At 46.9% G+C, this 17921-nt stretch carries 16 protein-coding genes; all 16 read left to right on the top strand.

Annotated features, from left to right (window positions below):
- Window positions 1–46: 46 nt before the first annotated feature.
- The 16 genes from ABIN22_RS13920 to ABIN22_RS13845 all read left to right on the top strand — a co-directional run bounded on the left by ABIN22_RS13920 (window position 47) and on the right by ABIN22_RS13845 (window position 17897).
- Complete coding sequence (locus ABIN22_RS13920; protein WP_109730957.1) at window positions 47–934, top strand: LysR family transcriptional regulator; 888 nt, start codon at window positions 47–49, stop codon at window positions 932–934.
- Between the two features lie 262 nt (window positions 935–1196).
- A complete protein-coding gene (locus tag ABIN22_RS13915) occupies window positions 1197–2639 on the top strand; it encodes an MATE family efflux transporter (RefSeq protein WP_346909386.1) in 1443 nt (480 codons plus the stop codon).
- 93 nt (window positions 2640–2732) lie between these two features.
- Window positions 2733–3173 carry a MarR family winged helix-turn-helix transcriptional regulator gene (locus ABIN22_RS13910; RefSeq protein ID WP_181368648.1) on the top strand — a complete coding sequence of 147 codons (441 nt, stop codon included), beginning with the start codon at window positions 2733–2735 and terminating at the stop codon, window positions 3171–3173.
- Between the two features lie 71 nt (window positions 3174–3244).
- Window positions 3245–4996, top strand: coding sequence for an ABC transporter ATP-binding protein (locus ABIN22_RS13905; RefSeq protein WP_109730960.1), 1752 nt, complete (start codon window positions 3245–3247; stop codon window positions 4994–4996).
- Window positions 4989–6887, top strand: a complete 1899-nt coding sequence (locus tag ABIN22_RS13900) for an ABC transporter ATP-binding protein (protein ID WP_346909383.1) — start codon at window positions 4989–4991, stop codon at window positions 6885–6887. The genes ABIN22_RS13905 and ABIN22_RS13900 overlap by 8 nt, the downstream gene beginning before the upstream one ends.
- Window positions 6888–7062: 175 nt before the next feature.
- Window positions 7063–8010, top strand: coding sequence for an alpha/beta hydrolase (locus ABIN22_RS13895; protein ID WP_109730962.1), 948 nt, complete (start codon window positions 7063–7065; stop codon window positions 8008–8010).
- A gap of 3 nt (window positions 8011–8013) precedes the next feature.
- Window positions 8014–9828, top strand: a complete 1815-nt coding sequence (locus tag ABIN22_RS13890) for a DUF6320 domain-containing protein (protein WP_346909381.1) — start codon at window positions 8014–8016, stop codon at window positions 9826–9828.
- Between the two features lie 209 nt (window positions 9829–10037).
- On the top strand, window positions 10038–11315 hold the full coding sequence (locus tag ABIN22_RS13885) for a dihydroorotase (protein WP_346909379.1): 1278 nt from the start codon (window positions 10038–10040) through the stop codon (window positions 11313–11315).
- A 75-nt stretch (window positions 11316–11390) separates the two neighbouring features.
- A complete protein-coding gene (gene pyrF / locus ABIN22_RS13880; protein ID WP_109730965.1) occupies window positions 11391–12317 on the top strand; it encodes an orotidine-5'-phosphate decarboxylase in 927 nt (308 codons plus the stop codon).
- Window positions 12318–12340: 23 nt separating this feature from the next.
- Window positions 12341–13123 (top strand): dihydroorotate dehydrogenase electron transfer subunit, encoded by a 783-nt coding sequence (locus ABIN22_RS13875; RefSeq protein WP_346909377.1) that lies wholly within the window; start codon window positions 12341–12343, stop codon window positions 13121–13123.
- A complete protein-coding gene (locus tag ABIN22_RS13870; protein WP_109730967.1) occupies window positions 13123–14025 on the top strand; it encodes a dihydroorotate dehydrogenase in 903 nt (300 codons plus the stop codon). The genes ABIN22_RS13875 and ABIN22_RS13870 overlap by 1 nt, the downstream gene beginning before the upstream one ends.
- A gap of 27 nt (window positions 14026–14052) precedes the next feature.
- The gene (pyrE, locus tag ABIN22_RS13865; RefSeq protein ID WP_109730968.1) at window positions 14053–14727 is read left to right on the top strand and encodes an orotate phosphoribosyltransferase; all 675 of its coding nucleotides are present in this window, start codon (window positions 14053–14055) and stop codon (window positions 14725–14727) included.
- Between the two features lie 44 nt (window positions 14728–14771).
- Entirely contained in the window at window positions 14772–14921 is a 150-nt protein-coding gene (locus tag ABIN22_RS13860) for a hypothetical protein (protein ID WP_181368649.1), read from the top strand.
- A 104-nt stretch (window positions 14922–15025) separates the two neighbouring features.
- Entirely contained in the window at window positions 15026–15469 is a 444-nt protein-coding gene (locus ABIN22_RS13855) for a VanZ family protein (protein WP_416388172.1), read from the top strand.
- Window positions 15444–15821, top strand: coding sequence for a DUF6142 family protein (locus ABIN22_RS13850; protein WP_118620064.1), 378 nt, complete (start codon window positions 15444–15446; stop codon window positions 15819–15821). The genes ABIN22_RS13855 and ABIN22_RS13850 overlap by 26 nt, the downstream gene beginning before the upstream one ends.
- Complete coding sequence (locus ABIN22_RS13845) at window positions 15822–17897, top strand: aminopeptidase (RefSeq protein WP_346909373.1); 2076 nt, start codon at window positions 15822–15824, stop codon at window positions 17895–17897. It begins immediately after the preceding gene.
- Window positions 17898–17921: the final 24 nt, after the last annotated feature.

The raw sequence follows: 17921 nt of genomic DNA, 5'->3' as shown, positions 1-17921 counted from the left end.
TAATTTTACCGTTACCATCAATTTTACTCATGTTGTTGAGGCGTATATGAATATTAGATATTTAGAAATTATGGAAGCAATTGCAGAGACCGGTTCTTTTACAGGCGCCGCTAAAAAGCTGTTTATTACACAATCAGCGGTATCTCATGCCGTGGCAGAATTAGAGGCGAAAGCTGGAACGGCCCTTTTCGAGCGCCGGCCAAAGGGAGTGGCAGTCACGCCATGCGGCAGGTCTCTTCTGGAAGAATCACGGGGGATACTGATTGCCAGCAGAAATCTGGACAGGCGGATCTCTCATTTAGAGGAGAACACGCCAATCCATGTCGTTTCCAGCATTACGATTGCCTCATTTGTGCTGCCTCAAATACTGAATCAATTTCGTGCAGTATACCCTGAACAGCAGATTTTTGTCAGAGTTGCAAGTGCGAAGGCGGTCCTTGATATTTTACAGCGTGGGGATGCGGATGTTGCTTTTTGGGAAGGCGCTGCGCCGAAAGGTGATTTTGAAACAATTACACTGGGGTCTTACCTGCTGCGGGCAGCCTGCTCACCGGGGTTTTCTGTTTCCAGCCAGTCCGCTACCCTGCGGCAGCTATGCGGATATCCTTTGCTTCTGAGGGAACAGGGAAGCGCAGTCCGTGATACATTTGACCATATGCTTGTGGCGGCAAATCTGAAAGCAGAGCCGGTCTGGGAAAGCGTTAATTCACTTACACTGGCCAAAGCAGCAGAAGCTGGAATGGGAATTACGGTCCTGCCGGAAAAACTATTACTTGATTCCGTGGAGGCTGGGCGGCTGCGTTTCCTCCAAATAGAAGGTATTGAAATGGAAAATCAAATGCTGGTATTGCTTCATAGGAACAAATATGTTACAAAGCCACTCCAGCTTCTGTTAGAGAACATCAAAATTGGCAGCATAGCATCTGTACTGTAAATGTTCACATAAAATTTTAAATTTATAAAATTGACTTTTGGGATTCTAATTGATAAAATATGTATGTCGAGTGGCAAAAAGCGTAAATCCAGATTCGGGATTTACGCTTTTTTTGGTTGTGGCAGCTTTCCGAAAAAGACTCCGGGCGGCAACTGTTCATGGTTCTGAACAGTTGCTCCAAATTTATATTATCAGGAGGTTGTAATGGAAAAACGAGAAATTAAGAACAGGTTAAAAGCATTCCGAAAGAGAGGTGTGAGTAATGGAACAGAAATCTAACGCTTATCTGGAAACGGAAAAAATCGGAGTGTTAATGAGGAAATATGCGGTCCCTTGCGTGATCTCTCTCTTAGTAGCCGCCTTATACAACATTGTGGATCAAATCTTTATTGCTAATGCGGATTATCTTGGATCATACGGCAATGCGGCCAATACTGTTGTTTTCCCGCTGACTGTTGTTGCGCTGGCAGTTTCGGTTATGATCGGTGACGGGTGCTGTGCATTTGTAAGTATCAGTCTCGGTGCAGGCAGAAAAGACAATGCACATCGGAGTATCGGCAATGCAGTGCTGCTTTGTATAATCAGCAGTATGATACTGGCTGCCGTTTACTTTATTTTTCAGGACCAGATACTCATTCTATTTGGCGGACAGGTAAATGCGGAGACCTTTGCCTATTCGAAAGAATATTTTACCTATATTACGATCGGCGTGCCGTTCTACATGTTCGGGCAGGCATTGAATCCGGTTATCCGGTCCGACGGAAGCCCGAAGTTTGCCATGTTATCTACTCTGGCCGGGGCGGCAGTGAATATGATACTGGATCCTGTTTTCATCTTCGGATTTAAGTGGGGGATGATGGGGGCCGCGGCCGCTACCGTGGCGGGACAGGTACTGACAGCTGTTCTGGCAGTCTGGTATCTCTGCCACATGAAGGCTGTTAAGCTGGGCAGGGACAGCTTTAAAATCAGAGGGAGCCTGTTGAAACGGTTCCTGCCTCTGGGAGTATGCAGTTTTTTATCACAGATTTCGCTCGTGCTTTGTATGGCCGCAGTACAGAATATGATTCTTAAGTACGGTGCCGGAGATAAGATATTCGGCCAGACGCAGTATGCACAGATTCCGATGGCTGTAGTAGGGATTGTCATGAAATTCTTCCAGATTATTATTTCTGTATCTGTCGGCATGGCGGCAGGCTGTATCCCGGTTGTCGGATATAATGTGGGGGCGGGCCGCAGGGACCGGGCGGGAAATATCCTGACTTACCTGCTGGCTGCCGAAGCCGCAGTGGGGGCTATTGCCTTGCTGATTGTGGAAACATTTCCGCGCCAGCTGATTGCTGTTTTTGGTGCGGCAAATGAGAGTGTTTATTATACGGATTTTGCAGTGAAGAGTTTCCGGATATATCTCTGTATGATCGTATTTGCATGTGTGAATAAAGCAACTTTTATTTACCTTCAGTCACTGGGGAAGGCAATGCTTTCTACTATACTGTCCATGATAAGGGAGGTTATCTTTGGCATCGGTTTTGCGCTTATCCTGCCGGCTTTCTTTGGCCTGGACGGGGTATTGTATTCCATGCCGGTTTCGGATATCCTGACATTTTTAATATCTGCGGTGGTAATAAGGAACACCTACAAGGCGCTGGCGCCTGAAAACGAAGCGGTTATAGGGACGGGAAACGAAGTTATAAAAAGTCAGGTATAAAACGTTGACATTTAGGAATTCTCATGTTAAAATGTTAGATGTCAAACAGTTGAATGTATGACAGTTCGACTTCAAACTAACAGAGGGATGGAAATGAAAGAAAAAAAGTATATGGGAAGAGAGCTCCGGGTGCTGGATAATCTGATCAAGCGTTTTATTGATAATCAGATGAACAAGGTAAAGATTAACCGCATTACAGGCTCAAATGGATGGATTATCGGATATCTCAGGGATCATGAAGGAGAACCGGTATACCAGAAGGATCTGGAGTGTGAGTTCAATATCACGAGGTCTACTGCATCGAAGGTAGTAAATCTGATGGTTGAAAAGGGCCTGATCACACGTGAAAGCGTGCCGGGGGATGCAAGACTGAAGAGACTGCTCCTGACACCAAAGGCGATTGCACTTGGCGAAGAGATGGAACGGAACCGTGATCTTGTGGAGGCCCGGATCGTCAAAGGGTTCTCCGATGAAGAACTGGAACAGTTTTATTCCTATATTGATAGAATTATAAAGAATGTAAGCGAAGGATGAGCCGGCAGATGCCGGCTTCCTTTTTCCTGAAGAAGTTTGATGTCGTACAATTTAGATAAGGAGGTTGTGAAATGATTAAAACATTGGCAAAAAGTATCAGAGAATATAAAAAAGATTCCATTCTGACTCCCATACTGGTATCACTGGAAGTAGTAATGGAAGTAATCATTCCGCTGCTGATGGCGAACCTGATTGATTATGGTATCGATGAAGGTAATATGGGGTATATATGGAAAATGGGGATTACCCTTCTAATAGCAGCGTTTCTCTCCCTGTTTTTCGGAGCAGCGGCAGGAAAGACCGCGGCATATGCGTCTGCGGGGCTCGCAAAGAACCTGCGGAAGGATATGTACTATAATGTACAGAATTTCTCTTTTTCAAACATCGACAAGTTTTCTACGTCAAGTCTCGTTACCAGACTCACAACGGATGTTACAAATGTACAGAATGCATACCAGATGATGATACGTATGGCTATGAGGGCGCCGGTTATGCTGATATTCTCATTGGTCTGTGCCTTCCGCGTCAGCGCGAAGCTGTCTATGGTGTTTCTCATCTGTGTGCCGGTTCTTGGAATCGGCCTGTATGTGATCATGACAAGGGTACACCCGATTTTTAGGAGGGTGTTTAAGACCTATGATAAATTAAACAATGTCGTACAGGAAAATGTACGCGGGATCCGCGTCGTAAAATCATTTGTCAGGGAGGATTACGAGGATCAGAAGTTCGGGAATATTTCCGAGATGATCTACAAAGATTTTTCAAAGGCGGAGAAGACGATCGCATTTAACATGCCTCTCATGCAGTTCTGTATGTATGCCTGTATGCTTGTGTTTTCGTGGTTCGGGGCAAGGGCTATCATTGCAAGCGGCGGAAACCCGGCAGTTGGTCTGAGTACGGGCGGTCTTATGAGTCTGATCACGTATGCGATGCAGGTACTAATGGCCCTGATGATGCTGTCCATGGTATTCGTTATGATTACGATGTCAAAGGCATCTGTAGAGCGTATCTATGAAATTCTGACTGAGGAAAGCAGCCTGAAAAACGGGGAAAACCCGGTCATGGATGTGAAGGATGGTTCCATTGAGTTTGAAAATGTTTCGTTCAGCTATTCCAATAAGGCACATAAAAAATGTCTCGATAATATCAATCTGAGCATCCACTCCGGTGAGACAATCGGTATTATCGGGGGAACGGGTACGTCAAAATCGAGTCTGGTGCAGCTGATCCCAAGACTCTATGATGTTACCGAAGGCTCCCTGAAGGTGGGCGGTGTGGATGTCCGCGATTATGATATCGAAGCGCTCCGTAATCAGGTTGCTATGGTGCTTCAGAAGAACGAACTGTTCTCCGGAACGATCAAGGAGAATCTGCGCTGGGGAAATGAGCACGCATCGGACGAAGAACTGATCCATGCCTGCCAGCTGGCCCAGGCGGATGATTTTGTACGCCGGTTCCCGAATGGGTATGATACTTATATTGAGCAGGGTGGTTCCAATGTATCGGGCGGACAGAAGCAGCGCCTCTGTATCGCCCGTGCACTCCTGAAAAAACCGAAGATACTGATACTCGACGATTCTACGAGTGCAGTGGACACGAAGACGGATGCAATGATCAGAAGGGCATTCCGTGAGGAGATTCCGGATACAACCAAGATTATTATTGCACAGAGGATTTCCTCCGTGGAAGATGCGGACCAGATCATCGTCCTGGATGATGGAAAGATCGATGGTCTGGGAACGCATGAAGAACTGTTGAATAGCAATGCAATTTATAAAGAAGTTTTTGAATCCCAGCAGAAGGGAGGAAATGAAGATGAATGAGAAAAAGAAAGTTCAGAAACTGGATATGAGTACATTGAAGCGTATTCTGGATTATCTGAAGGAGTATAAGGGACGTTTTCTTTTCGTACTGATCTGTATTCTGGTAAGTGCGGGGGCAAGTGTCATGGCGTCCTTATTTTTACAGGTATTGATTGACGATTACATCACTCCGCTGCTTGTACAGGCGGTGCCGGATTTCAGCGGGTTGTTCAGGGCGATTATCCTGCTTGCCGGAGTCTACCTGATCGGGGTTCTTGCAACGCTGTTCTATAACCGAATCATGGCGGTTATTTCACAGGGGACTCTGAAGAAGATCAGGGATGAGATGTTTTCGCATATGCAGACTCTGCCGGTCAAATATTTTGATACACATTCCCACGGGGATATTATGAGTCACTATACGAATGACACAGACACACTTCGGCAGATGATCTCCCAGAGCGTTCCGCAGCTGTTTTCTTCAATCGTTACTATTGTGGCAGTATTCTTTGCCATGCTGTCCATTAGTGTCTGGCTGACCCTGTTCGTGCTCGTATTCATCGTGCTGATCCTGCAGGTTGTGAAAAAAGTAGCCGGCAACAGCGGAAAGTATTTTGTCAGGCAGCAGGCATCGATTGGTGATGTGAATGGTTATATAGAAGAAATGATTAACGGGCAGAAAGTGGTAAAAGTATTCTGTCATGAGGAAAAGGCAAAGGAAATATTCGATAAGAAGAATGAAAAGCTTTTTGGAGAGGCTGCACAGGCAAACACCTATGCAAACGTGCTGATGCCGATTATGAATAACTTTGGCTATGTCCTGTATGTGCTCGTTGCGATTGCAGGCGGTGCAATGGGGATCAGCAGAGTTACCAATATAAGCCTGACAGGGGTGGACGTGATCTCCCTCGGTATGATAGCATCCTTCCTGCAGTTATCAAGGAGCTTTATCCAGCCGCTCGGGCAGGTCTCCCAGCAGCTGAGTGCGATCATCATGGCTCTGGCAGGTGCGAAGCGTATCTTTGAACTGATTGATGAGGAGAGTGAAGTTGACGATGGTTATGTGACGCTTGTCAATGCCAGATATGTCGACGGGGAGCTTACAGAGACGCCAGAGCGTACCGGGCTGTGGGCATGGAAACACCCGCATGAGGATGGTACCCTGACTTATACGGAGTTAACGGGTGAAGTGCGCATGTTTGATGTAGATTTCGGCTATAATGAAGATAAAGTCGTGCTCCATAACATCACACTTTATGCCGAGCCGGGCCAGAAGGTGGCCTTCGTAGGGGCAACTGGGGCCGGTAAGACAACAATTACGAATCTGATCAACCGGTTCTACGATATCGCTGATGGAAAGATCCGGTACGACGGTATTAATATCAATAAGATAAAGAAGCCGGATTTGCGCCGGTCTCTCGGAATCGTACTCCAGGATGTCAACCTGTTTACGGGCACAGTCATGGAAAACCTGCGTTACGGGAAACTGGACGCCACGGATGAGGAATGTATCGCAGCGGCGAAACGCGCCAACGCGGATGGATTCATCCGGATGCTGCCGGACGGTTATGACACAGTTCTGTCGGGTGACGGAAGCGGATTGTCACAGGGGCAGCGCCAGTTGATTTCGATTGCCAGGGCTGCAGTTGCCGATCCGCCGGTTATGATACTGGACGAGGCGACGTCTTCGATTGACACAAGAACTGAGGCGATCGTGCAGCGGGGTATGGATGCCCTGATGAAGGGAAGAACGGTATTTGTAATTGCACACAGGCTTTCTACCGTACAGAATTCTGATGTGATCATGGTTCTGGAACAGGGCGAGATCATAGAGCGTGGAAGCCATGAGGAATTGATTGCGAAACACGGGAAATACTATCAGCTCTACACAGGGGCTTTTGAACTGTCTTAGATAAGGAGTATGAATATCTGGTTTGAAGAGGAAACGGAAGTGTTTTTTGAATACTTCCGTTTCCTCTTTTTACTTTAAATATGAATTTTCATATACGATCAGAGAATTCTGGTTTGTGTATTGCAGTATTTGATGTTAAAATGGTAAAGAAACAGGCGGAATGATAGGAGAATTTATGGCAATTAATAATACTACCAGAATGATTTTAAAGGCACTTTCTTTTGACGGGATCGAGGTCGAGGCGTCAAGGCATCTGGCGGATCTGAAACGGCTGGACCCTATGAAGATTTTTTATAAGACGATTGATTATAAGATATATAACGGTGAGCATGAGGTGCCGACGAGGATTTTTTTCCCGAATGAGAAGGCATTTCATAATATGGGGCCGAACCAGCACAGGGTCATGCTCTTTATACATGGGGGCGGATGGGTGACCGAGAGCGTGGATAATTACGAGCGGATCTGTGCCCGCATGGCAAATGCAACGGAGCATGTGGTCGTAGCCGTGGATTACAGGCTGGCACCGGAGAACAAGTTCCCGGACGGTCTGGAAGACTGTTATGCAGTAGCGAAGGCTATTTTCAGGAACCGTTTTATTCTGAATGTGGAACCGGATGATATTACCCTGATTGGAGACAGTGCAGGAGGGAACCTTGTGGCGGCACTGTCGCTTATGGCAAGGGATAAAGGAGAATTCCTTCCGAAGAGGCAGATTCTGATTTACCCGGCGGTCAGCAATGATTACTCTGAGGATTCTCCTTTCGAATCTGTGCGGGAAAATGGAACAGATTATCTTCTGACGGCGGGAAAGATGAGAGACTACCTTAATCTCTATGCAAGGAGTGAGGAAGATAAACAGAATCCGTATTTTGCACCGATTCTGGCCAAAGATCTTTCGAATCAGCCGGATACATTGATTCTGACTGCAGAATATGACCCACTTCGGGATGAAGGAGAGGCATACGGGGAACGCTTGAAAGAAGCGGGTAACCGGGTGGAGATCTGCAGGATTCAAGATGCCCTGCACGGTTATTTTGCATTGGGAATTAAGAACTTTTATGTGCAGGAGAGTTTTGACCATATTAATGAATTCCTGAAAAATGAGTTTGTCCGGGAGGTGTAAGGTGTGCAGCAGACTAGAGCATATTGGAGAAAACTGGATAATGCGGCGAAATTATTTTCGGCGACCAGCAGCAAGAAGGACACCAGAGTGTTCCGCTTCTATTGCGTTTTAAAAGAGGAAGTAGACCAGGAGAGACTGCAGGAAGCACTGGACAAGACCCTTGTGACTTATCCTGTATTTTTGTCGGTCATGCGCAAGGGGCTGTTCTGGCATTATCTAGAGAAGAGCGGGCTTAGGCCGGTTGTGCGTGAGGAATACAGGGAGCCGTGCAGTAATCTTTATGTCCGGGATAAGAAGGACTTGCTGTTTGAGGTGACCTATTATGGAAGGCGGATTAATTTCGAGGTGTTCCACGCCCTGACAGACGGGACGGGGGCGACGGAATTTCTGCGTGAACTTGTGAAGAATTACCTGTATCTTACGCACCGGGGAGACGGCCTTGCAGACCAGCCCCTTCTGGACGGAGATGTGACGATACAGGATCAGGAGAATGACAGTTTTTCAAAGTATTATTCGGAAGTTAAGAAGAAAAAGGAGAAGAAGCCAAGGGCCTACCAGCTGAAGAAGCCGCGCAAGGAGACTGGCAGGCTTCAGGTAAATGAAGCCGTTCTCTCGGTTAAGGATGTGCTTGCGCGCTCCAGGGAGCTGGGGGTGTCGATGACGGTCTTCCTGACAACGGTCTTTTTGATGGCGATTCACAAGGAGATGACGAAGCAGCAGGAGAAGCATCCGGTCGTACTGATGGTGCCTGTGAATCTGAGGAAGTTCTTCGCGTCTGATTCTATGCTGAATTTCTTCAACTGGATTGAGCCGGGATATCATTTCGGAGAAGGAGGCGGCAGTTTTGAAGAAGTACTGCAGCACGTGAAGGAATATTTTGAGAAAGAACTGACAACGGAGCGTGTGGCAAAGCATATGAACGAATTGATTACGCTGGAGATGCACCCGATTCTCCGTCTTGCACCACTGGAATTGAAAAATCTCGGAATCCGGGCAGGGGCAAGGCTTGCCGAACGTGATGTAACTGCCATATTTTCGAATATGAGTGCCGTGAAAATGCCAAAGGATTACGAAGTTTACATTGAGAGGTTCGGAGTCTATACGAGTACGCCGAAGATTGAACTGTGTATGTGTTCGTTTGGAGATAAGCTTTCCTTAGGTTTTACATCCAGATTCGACACCTTGAATATCCAGCGGAATTTTTACCGTATTCTGAAGGAGCAGGGGATTGAGGCAGAGAAGGTTGAACCGGAATTTCCGGAGCCGGATGTGCCGAGTGAACTTGAGATGAAAGTATTCCGGTTCTTTTCATTCTTCTGCCTGGTGGCTGCGGTTGTGTTTGTGGCACTGGACTTTAATTACCATCCATCGGTGCGCTGGACCCTGTTTACGGCGGCGGGAATCGGAAGTATGTGGCTGGCTCTTGCGATCGGATTTGTTAAGCGGTATAACCTTATGAAGAATGCTATGTGGCAATTGATTATTGTGACGGTGGGCTGTATCTTATGGGATGCCTTTACCGGCTGGCATGGGTGGTCTGTGGATTTTGTCCTTCCGATTGTGTGCATGGTCATCCTGTTTTCTATGTTTATTATTACAAAGGTGCAGAAAAACACGGCCCGTGAGTATATGATCTATTTTGTTATGGCGGGCGGCTACGGGGTGATTCTCCCCCTGATCCTGCTATTGACAAATGTGGTGAAGTTTAAGATTATATGTACAATCTGTGTCGGGGTATGTTTTCTGTTCCTTGCGGCTCTGGTGATTTTTAAGGGAAAAGAATTCAGGGAAGAGATGCATAAGAAGTTTCATGTGTGATGTGCCGGAAGGCAGTCATAAAAGCATAAGGAGCGGGCTTTAAAGGGCGGTTGGGACCAGATCGCCGGAAGGGGACTGCGTCTTATGCTTTTTTGACGGAAATATGCGGTTTTGGGACTTTGATTTTGGATTGTATTACTTGCGCTGTTTGTGGTATTATAAATCTATATATACAAATGTGTTATAGAAATGAGGAAGGACAAGACAATATGAAATTATTGATTCGAAACGGACACGTTTTAGATCCATTTACAGGGCTGGACGGCATCAGTGATGTGCTCGTGGAAGACAGCAGGATCGTGAAGGTTGCTGAGGGTATTCAGGAGACGGCAGACCAGACGATCGATGCATCCGGCTCTTATGTTATGCCCGGATTTATTGACCTGCATGTGCATTTACGAGACCCGGGCCTGACACATAAAGAAACACTGGAAACAGGCGGCAGGGCCGCGGCGCGCGGCGGGGTTACAACCATGTGCGCGATGCCGAATACGAAGCCCGTCACTGATATGAAAGAGATGGTAGCTGACCTGCACAGAAGGGCGGCAGAAGAATCTCCTGTCCATGTGATACAACTTGGAGCTGTCACGAAGGGGGAGATGGGAGAAGAACTTTCCGATATTAAGGGAATGGCGGAAGCCGGATGCCATGCCATCAGTGAAGATGGAAAGTCCGTCATGGATGCCTCCCTGTACAGAAAGGCCATGAGGATAGCGAAAGAGAATGGAATCTCTGTATTCGCCCACTGTGAGGACATTAATATGGTAGAAGGCGGCGTCATGAACGCCGGGGCAAAGGCAGAAGAACTGGGCGTGAAGGGGATCAGCAACGCGGTTGAGGATGTCATCGTTGCGAGAGACATCCTGCTGGCAAAAGAGACAGGCGTCCGCCTGCACCTGTGCCACTGCTCCACGGCAGACAGCGTGAAGATGATAGCCGCAGCAAAGAAAGAAGGACTTCCCGTAACCGGAGAAGTCTGCCCGCACCATTTTATCTTATCCACAGATGATATAAAGGAGAACAACGGCCAGTATAAGATGAACCCGCCGCTTCGTTCACCGGAAGATGTGGAAGCATTGCGGGAAGGCTTAAAGAACGGTATCATGGATGTGATCTCCACAGACCATGCGCCGCATGCAGAGGAAGAAAAGAACCTCCCGATGGAAAAAGCATTTTTCGGAATCGTCGGTCTTGAGACAAGCGCATGCCTGACCTATACAGAACTGGTAGAAAAGGGAGTACTCACACCCATGCAGATGGCAGAGAAGATGAGCTACAATCCCGCGCAGATACTCGGACTCCTGGACAAAGGGTCAATATCCGCAGGAAAGACGGCCGATATCGTAGTCTTCGATCCGGCCGCAGAATACAGAATCGATAAGAATACATTCCTGTCAAAAGGAAAGAACACACCGTTTGACGGATACCCGGTAAAGGGAGAAGTACTGTACACCATCGTAGATGGAGCAATTGTATATGCAAAATAAAAAATGGAATGCAAAGGGGTCTGACCCTTTTGCGGTCCGTTTTCAGAACATTCAGATAATTTAGGAGGATTTTTCATGATTAACAAGCTGGTTGAGAAGATTAAGAAGACGGGTGCCCCGATTGTGGTTGGTTTGGATCCTATGCTTTCGTATATTCCGGAGCATGTACAGAAGAAGGCGTTTGCTGAATACGGGGAGACGCTGGAAGGGGCTGCGGAGGCGATCTGGCAGTTTAATAAGGAGATTGTGGACAAGACGTATGACCTGATTCCTGCTGTGAAACCGCAGATTGCGATGTATGAGCAGTTTGGCGTGCCGGGGATCATGGCTTTTAAGAAGACGGTTGATTATTGTAAGGAAAAAGATCTTGTGGTTATCGGTGATATTAAGAGGGGCGATATCGGCTCGACTTCAGCGGCTTATGCAGTTGGTCACCTAGGAAGGGTAAAAGTGGGAAGCAAGGAATATGTCCCGTTTGATGAAGACTTTGCAACGGTGAACCCTTATCTGGGGTCAGACGGGCTGAATCCGTTTATTGATGTGTGCAAGTCTGAGAAGAAAGGGCTGTTTATTCTTGTGAAGACATCCAATCCTTCCAGCGGAGAGTTTCAGGACCAGTTAATCGACGGCAGGCCTCTCTATGAGCTGGTCGGCGAGAAGGTGGCAGAGTGGGGCGAGCAGTGCATGGGAGACGAGTACAGCTATATCGGTGCTGTTGTCGGCGCAACTTACCCGGAGATGGGGAAAGTACTCCGCAGGGTGATGCCGAAGTCTTATATTCTGGTGCCGGGTTATGGCGCGCAGGGCGGACAGGGCAAGGACCTTGTTCATTTCTTCAATGAGGATGGACTCGGGGCAATTGTTAATTCTTCCAGAGGTATTATTGCAGCCTATAAGCAGGAAGCCTATGCGAAGTTTGGACCGGCGAATTTCGGGGATGCATCCAGAGCTGCCGTAGAAGCGATGGTATCTGATATCAGCCAGGCACTGGCGGGAAGATAAAGACAGGTAAAAGGAGAACAACAATGTCTAATAAACGTAAAGAATCTGCCATGATCGTTTCTCAGGAATATATTGGGGCAGACATCTACAGTATGTGGATTCAGACAGAAGAGATTGCGTCTCTGGCAGTGCCGGGACAGTTCATCTCTATGTATACAAAAGACGGGAGCAAGTTGCTCCCACGCCCAATCAGCCTCTGTGAAATCGACAGGGACAGAAAGCTGATCCGCGTCGTATACCGGGTGACCGGGGAAGGGACGGGGACAGAACAATTCTCTGAACTTATCAAGGGAGACTGGATTGATATTCTGGGCCCTCTGGGAAATGGTTTCCCTCTGGATAAAGCGGAAGGGAAAAAGGCAATGCTTATCGGAGGCGGAATCGGGGTGCCGCCGATGCTCGAACTGGCAAAACAGCTGGATACAGAGAAAGTACTTGTTATGGGTTACCGTGATGAACAGTTCTTAGCAGATGAGTTCAGTATCTGCGGTAATTTCTATGTTGCAACAGAGGACGGCAGCGCGGGAACAAAAGGAAATGTTATGGATGCAATTGTTGCAAATGACCTGTCAGCGGATATTATTTATGCATGCGGACCGGCTCCCATGCTTCGTGCAATTAAACAGTATGCCGAAGAAAAAAACATTGTATGCTATGTATCTATGGAGGAACGGATGGCCTGCGGGATTGGTGCCTGTCTGGCCTGTGTGTGCAAATCTAAAGAGATTGACAGCCACAGCCATGTCCATAATAAGCGCGTCTGCAAAGACGGCCCGGTATTTTTGTCAACGGAGGTGGAAATCTAATGAATACAACAGTGAATCTTGCCGGTGTTGAGTTAAAGAACCCGGTTATGACGGCCTCAGGGACATTTGGTTCGGGGGAAGAATACAGTGAATTCGTAGATTTAAACCGTCTCGGTGCTGTCGTGACAAAGGGCGTGGCGAATGTGCCGTGGCCCGGGAACCCGACACCGAGGATCGCGGAGACTTACGGCGGCATGATGAATGCAATCGGCCTGCAGAACCCGGGAATCGATGTATTCTGTGAGAGGGACATCCCTTTCCTGAAAAAGTTTGATACGAAGATCATCGTTAACGTCTGCGGAAAGTCCACAGAAGAATATTGCGAAGTCGTCGAGCGTCTGGCAGATGAACCCGTGGATATGCTGGAGATCAATATTTCCTGTCCGAACGTAAAGGAAGGCGGGATCGCATTCGGCCAGAACCCGAAGGCAGTGGAAGATATTACAAGAGAAGTGAAAAAATATGCGAAACAGCCAGTCATTATGAAGCTGAGTCCGAATGTGACAGACATTACCGAGACTGCCAAAGCGGCCGAGGCCGGCGGGGCGGATGTGCTTTCCCTGATCAACACACTGACAGGGATGAAGATAGACATTCACAGACAAACCTTTGCAATCGCCAATAAGACTGGTGGATTGTCAGGCCCGGCAGTAAAACCTGTTGCCGTAAGAATGGTATATCAGGTGGCAAATGCCGTGAAGGTTCCGATCATCGGTATGGGCGGAATTTCCACATATGAGGATGCGGTGGAATTCATCCTTGCCGGTGCCAGCGCGGTTTCGGTCGGTACGGCAAACTTCTTTAATCCGGCGGCAACAATGGAAATCGTAGAAGGCATTGAAAAGTACATGGAACGATATCATTTTGAAAACATACAGGATATGACAGGGATTGTAAAATAGAAGTTATATAATAGAAGGAGAACCATCATGGAACAGTATAAACAGGAATTTATTGAATTTATGATTGACTGTGAAGTATTAAAATTTGGAGATTTTGTGACAAAGAGCGGAAGAAAAACCCCGTTTTTTGTAAACACAGGTTTTTACCGTACAGGGGCACAGTTACGCAGGCTGGGCGAGTACTATGCAAAGGCAATCAACGAGAAGTTTGGATTTGATTTCGACGTATTGTTCGGACCTGCATACAAGGGAATCCCACTGACCGTTGCAGCTACAATTGCAATCAGCGAAATTTATGGCAAAGATATTAAATACTGCTCTAACAGAAAAGAAGTCAAAGACCACGGCGATAAGGGAATCCTTCTGGGAAGCCCGATTCAGGATGGAGATAAGGTCGTAATTATCGAGGATGTTACAACTGCCGGGACATCCATTCAGGAGACGCTTCCGATCATTCAGGCACAGGGAAATGTATCCCCGATCGGACTGGTCGTATCTGTGGACAGGATGGAACGCGGGCAGGGGGACAAGAGCGCCCTGGCCGAAATTCAGGAGAAGTACGGACTTGAGACTACCGCGATCGTAACAATGGCGGAAGTGGTTGAACATCTGTACAACAGGCCGTACAAAGGCAAGGTGATTATCGATGATGCATTAAAGGCAGCGATCGATGCATATTATGAGGAATACGGCGTAAAATAGTGTAACTTCGGGACAGACAGCATAAATATTAGGAGGTAATCAAGATGGAAAAGGCTTATAAGACAATGTCAACTGCAGGAGCAGGGAGCATTGTACTGGGAATTATTATGATTGTGACAGGCGTTGCGGCAGGCATCATTACGATTATCAATGGGGCACGTCTGCTGAAGAACAAGAATGAAATTACATTCTAAGTTCAGAATGTATCGTGAATAAGGTTACTGTCCACATTTTTCAGGTGTGCACAGTATAAAGGGGTAGAAATTTGAGCCAGAAACAAGTTAAGAAGCTTCGTACAATGGGGAAGGTGATGTTTGTACTTTACATTTTCTTCCTCCTGTACTTTCTGATTTTTTCAGACTGGTACGGCCGTACCGGTGTCTATGTGGAATACCGGTATAATTTGATACTTTTTAAAGAGATAAAGCGATTCATTGAATACCGGGAAGAACTGGGAGCCTTCGCGGTATTCACTAATTTATTCGGGAATATACTGATATTTGTGCCATACGGATTTTTTATCTCAATGGCCAGCAGGGCCAGAGGTTTTTTCATGACACTATTTTACAGCTTCGGTCTAAGCCTTTGTGTGGAGATTTTCCAGCTGATCACAAAAGTAGGCAGTTTTGATGTGGATGATATCCTGCTGAATACAATCGGAGGCTTGCTGGGGTATATTTTTTTCATAATTTGCAATATGATAAGGAGACGGCATAATGGGCGCAGGAAAAAAAGACGCTAGGGACAGGCAGAAGGAACAGGAGAAAGGGCGTAAAAAAAGAGGATCGAGGAAATACGGACAGGCGAAAATGAAACATTCCCGTATGGGAATCTACTCCTGTGTGTATGCAGGCGCATCCTTTGCACTGATTCTGAGCTGTATCCTCGTTGCGTTCATCATGCGTGGAAAGACATGGGCATTTCTGGGAGGGTTCGGCCTTCTGTCGGCCGTGCTGGCAGTTCTGGGAATACGGGCATCCATTAAGGGAATGCGTGAAAGAGAAAAAAATTATATTACCTGTAAGGCGGGACTGGCGGGGAATATCGTCATCCTGCTGGGGCTGTTAACGATATTTATAGGAGGGCTAAAGTAAATGGTGTGGAAGGAATGGCAGGCAGAGAGAAATTTACAGTGTCAGGAGAGGCATGAGCTTTCGATAGAAAGGATGAAGCAGATTGCGGCGGAGGAGACTGCCGGGGTACAGTTCCGCCCGTATTTTCAGGCTGTGAGTGCATTTTTGCTGGAACTGGAAGCTGTGCGCAGGAAGATTGAGAGCGGGCAGTGGGAGGAAGCCAGTATTGAAACGATGCAGAACTTTAACCAGGCGCTCTATGCGGATATTCTGGAGGGGCGGTATGAAACAAGTTATGCAGACCCGGCATATGCGGTGCGGCTGCTTGGCGAAGAGTATGGACAGCTTCTGAGTATGCTGTATACAGAAATGCGCGGGGGAATTCCATATGTCTTTGAGAACCGGATGGATTACCTGACGATTTTGAACGAGCTGTTTATCGAAGTATACAACTGCTTCGAAACAGAAGAACTTCCGGAATATAAGACATTGAAGGAGATTATCTACTGGTATGCCAGTGATTACTGCGATGTATTTCTGGCGGACCGTATTGAAGAGCAGATCTGGCCGGATTATTCCTTTGCGGCAGACATTATCATGAATGCGGATCTGGATGATGAAAGATACCTGTACCGCTTCGGTGAATATATTACGGAAAATGAGCTTGGAACGGCCAGACATCTGCAAAGCCTCAGCGGGGATATACTTCAGAAGATGGCGGATGTCTACACGGAAGGCTATCGGGTTGGCTTTATCAATACCGGAAAAGACCTGTCCAAAAAGTCAGTTGTTAATATCCGTTACAGCCTTGGCTTTGAAAAAGTAGTCAGGCTGGCAATCCGTAATTTTGAAAAAATGGGATTGAAACCGGTGATTTACCGCGCTTCTTCCAGTGTGATTACGAAAAAAGAACAATTTAAGGTTGGCTACTACGGTGCAATCGCAAATAAACAATATGAATATGACCACCGCTCGGATCAGGCACTGTTTATGGATAAACGGTATATTGAGCGAAAGCTGGATGTCATCCGGAATGTTTATGAGAAAAACAAAGAGCAGGCAGCGCAGTTTGCGGGCCCTGCCGTAATGGAGATATTCGGGGAGAAGCCGTTTTCACCGGAAGCGAAACCGGAGGCCGTTGGTTACAGCGAGTCACAGCGTTCACTGTCTCTTCTCTATGACAGCAAGTCAGGGCAGCTGACGAACCAGTATATCAAGGGCGAAGAGCGCAGTTTCACAATCATCGCTTATCCGGTTCCGGAGATCGGGGACGAATATGCAGCCATCTTCGATGAGGTGATCCGTATCAACACTCTGGATGCCTCACTTTATGAGAAGGTCCAGCAGACACTGATTGATGCGCTGGATCAGGGAGAATACGTCCATATTCTCGGGAAAGGCGGAAACGAGACGGATCTGAAAGTCAGGCTGTTCCATCTGAATGACCCTGAAAAAGAGACGATATTCGAGAACTGCGTGGCGGATGTCAATATACCGGCAGGGGAAGTATTTACCTCGCCCGTTCTGGAAGGAACGGAAGGGACACTGCATGTAAGCCGCGTGTACCTTAATGAACTGCAGTACCGGAATCTGAAAATCGTCTTCAAAGACGGGATGATCGAAGATTATACATGTACGAATTTCGAGAAAGAAGAAGATAACAAAAAGTATATCTATGAAAATGTACTGCATAACCATAAGACACTCCCGCTTGGTGAGTTTGCAGTCGGAACAAATACGACTGCCTATGTGGCGGCTAAAAAGTTTGGTATAGAAGATAAGATGCCGATCCTGATCGCTGAGAAGATGGGACCACATTTTGCGGTGGGGGATACATGCTACAGCTGGAGCGAGGACGTGAAAGTCTATAATCCCAATGGAAAAGAAATTGTGGCAAAAGATAATTCAGTGTCCGTTCTGCGCAGGGAAGACCCGGCAAAAGCATACTTCCAGTGCCATACAGATATAACCATACCTTATGAAGAGTTAGAAGAAATAAGTGTAGTGACAAAAGAAGGAAAAAATATTATACTATTGAAAGACGGAAGGTTTGTACTGGAAGGAACAGAGGACCTGAATAAGCCTTTTAATGTATAAAAGAAATACCAAATGAGAAAGGTG

Source organism: Faecalicatena orotica, from assembly GCF_905197545.1.
Lineage (GTDB): Bacteria > Bacillota > Clostridia > Lachnospirales > Lachnospiraceae > Faecalicatena_A > Faecalicatena_A orotica.
Note: the sequence above shows the minus strand (reverse complement) of the source record. Positions and strands in the feature narration are given on the sequence as shown.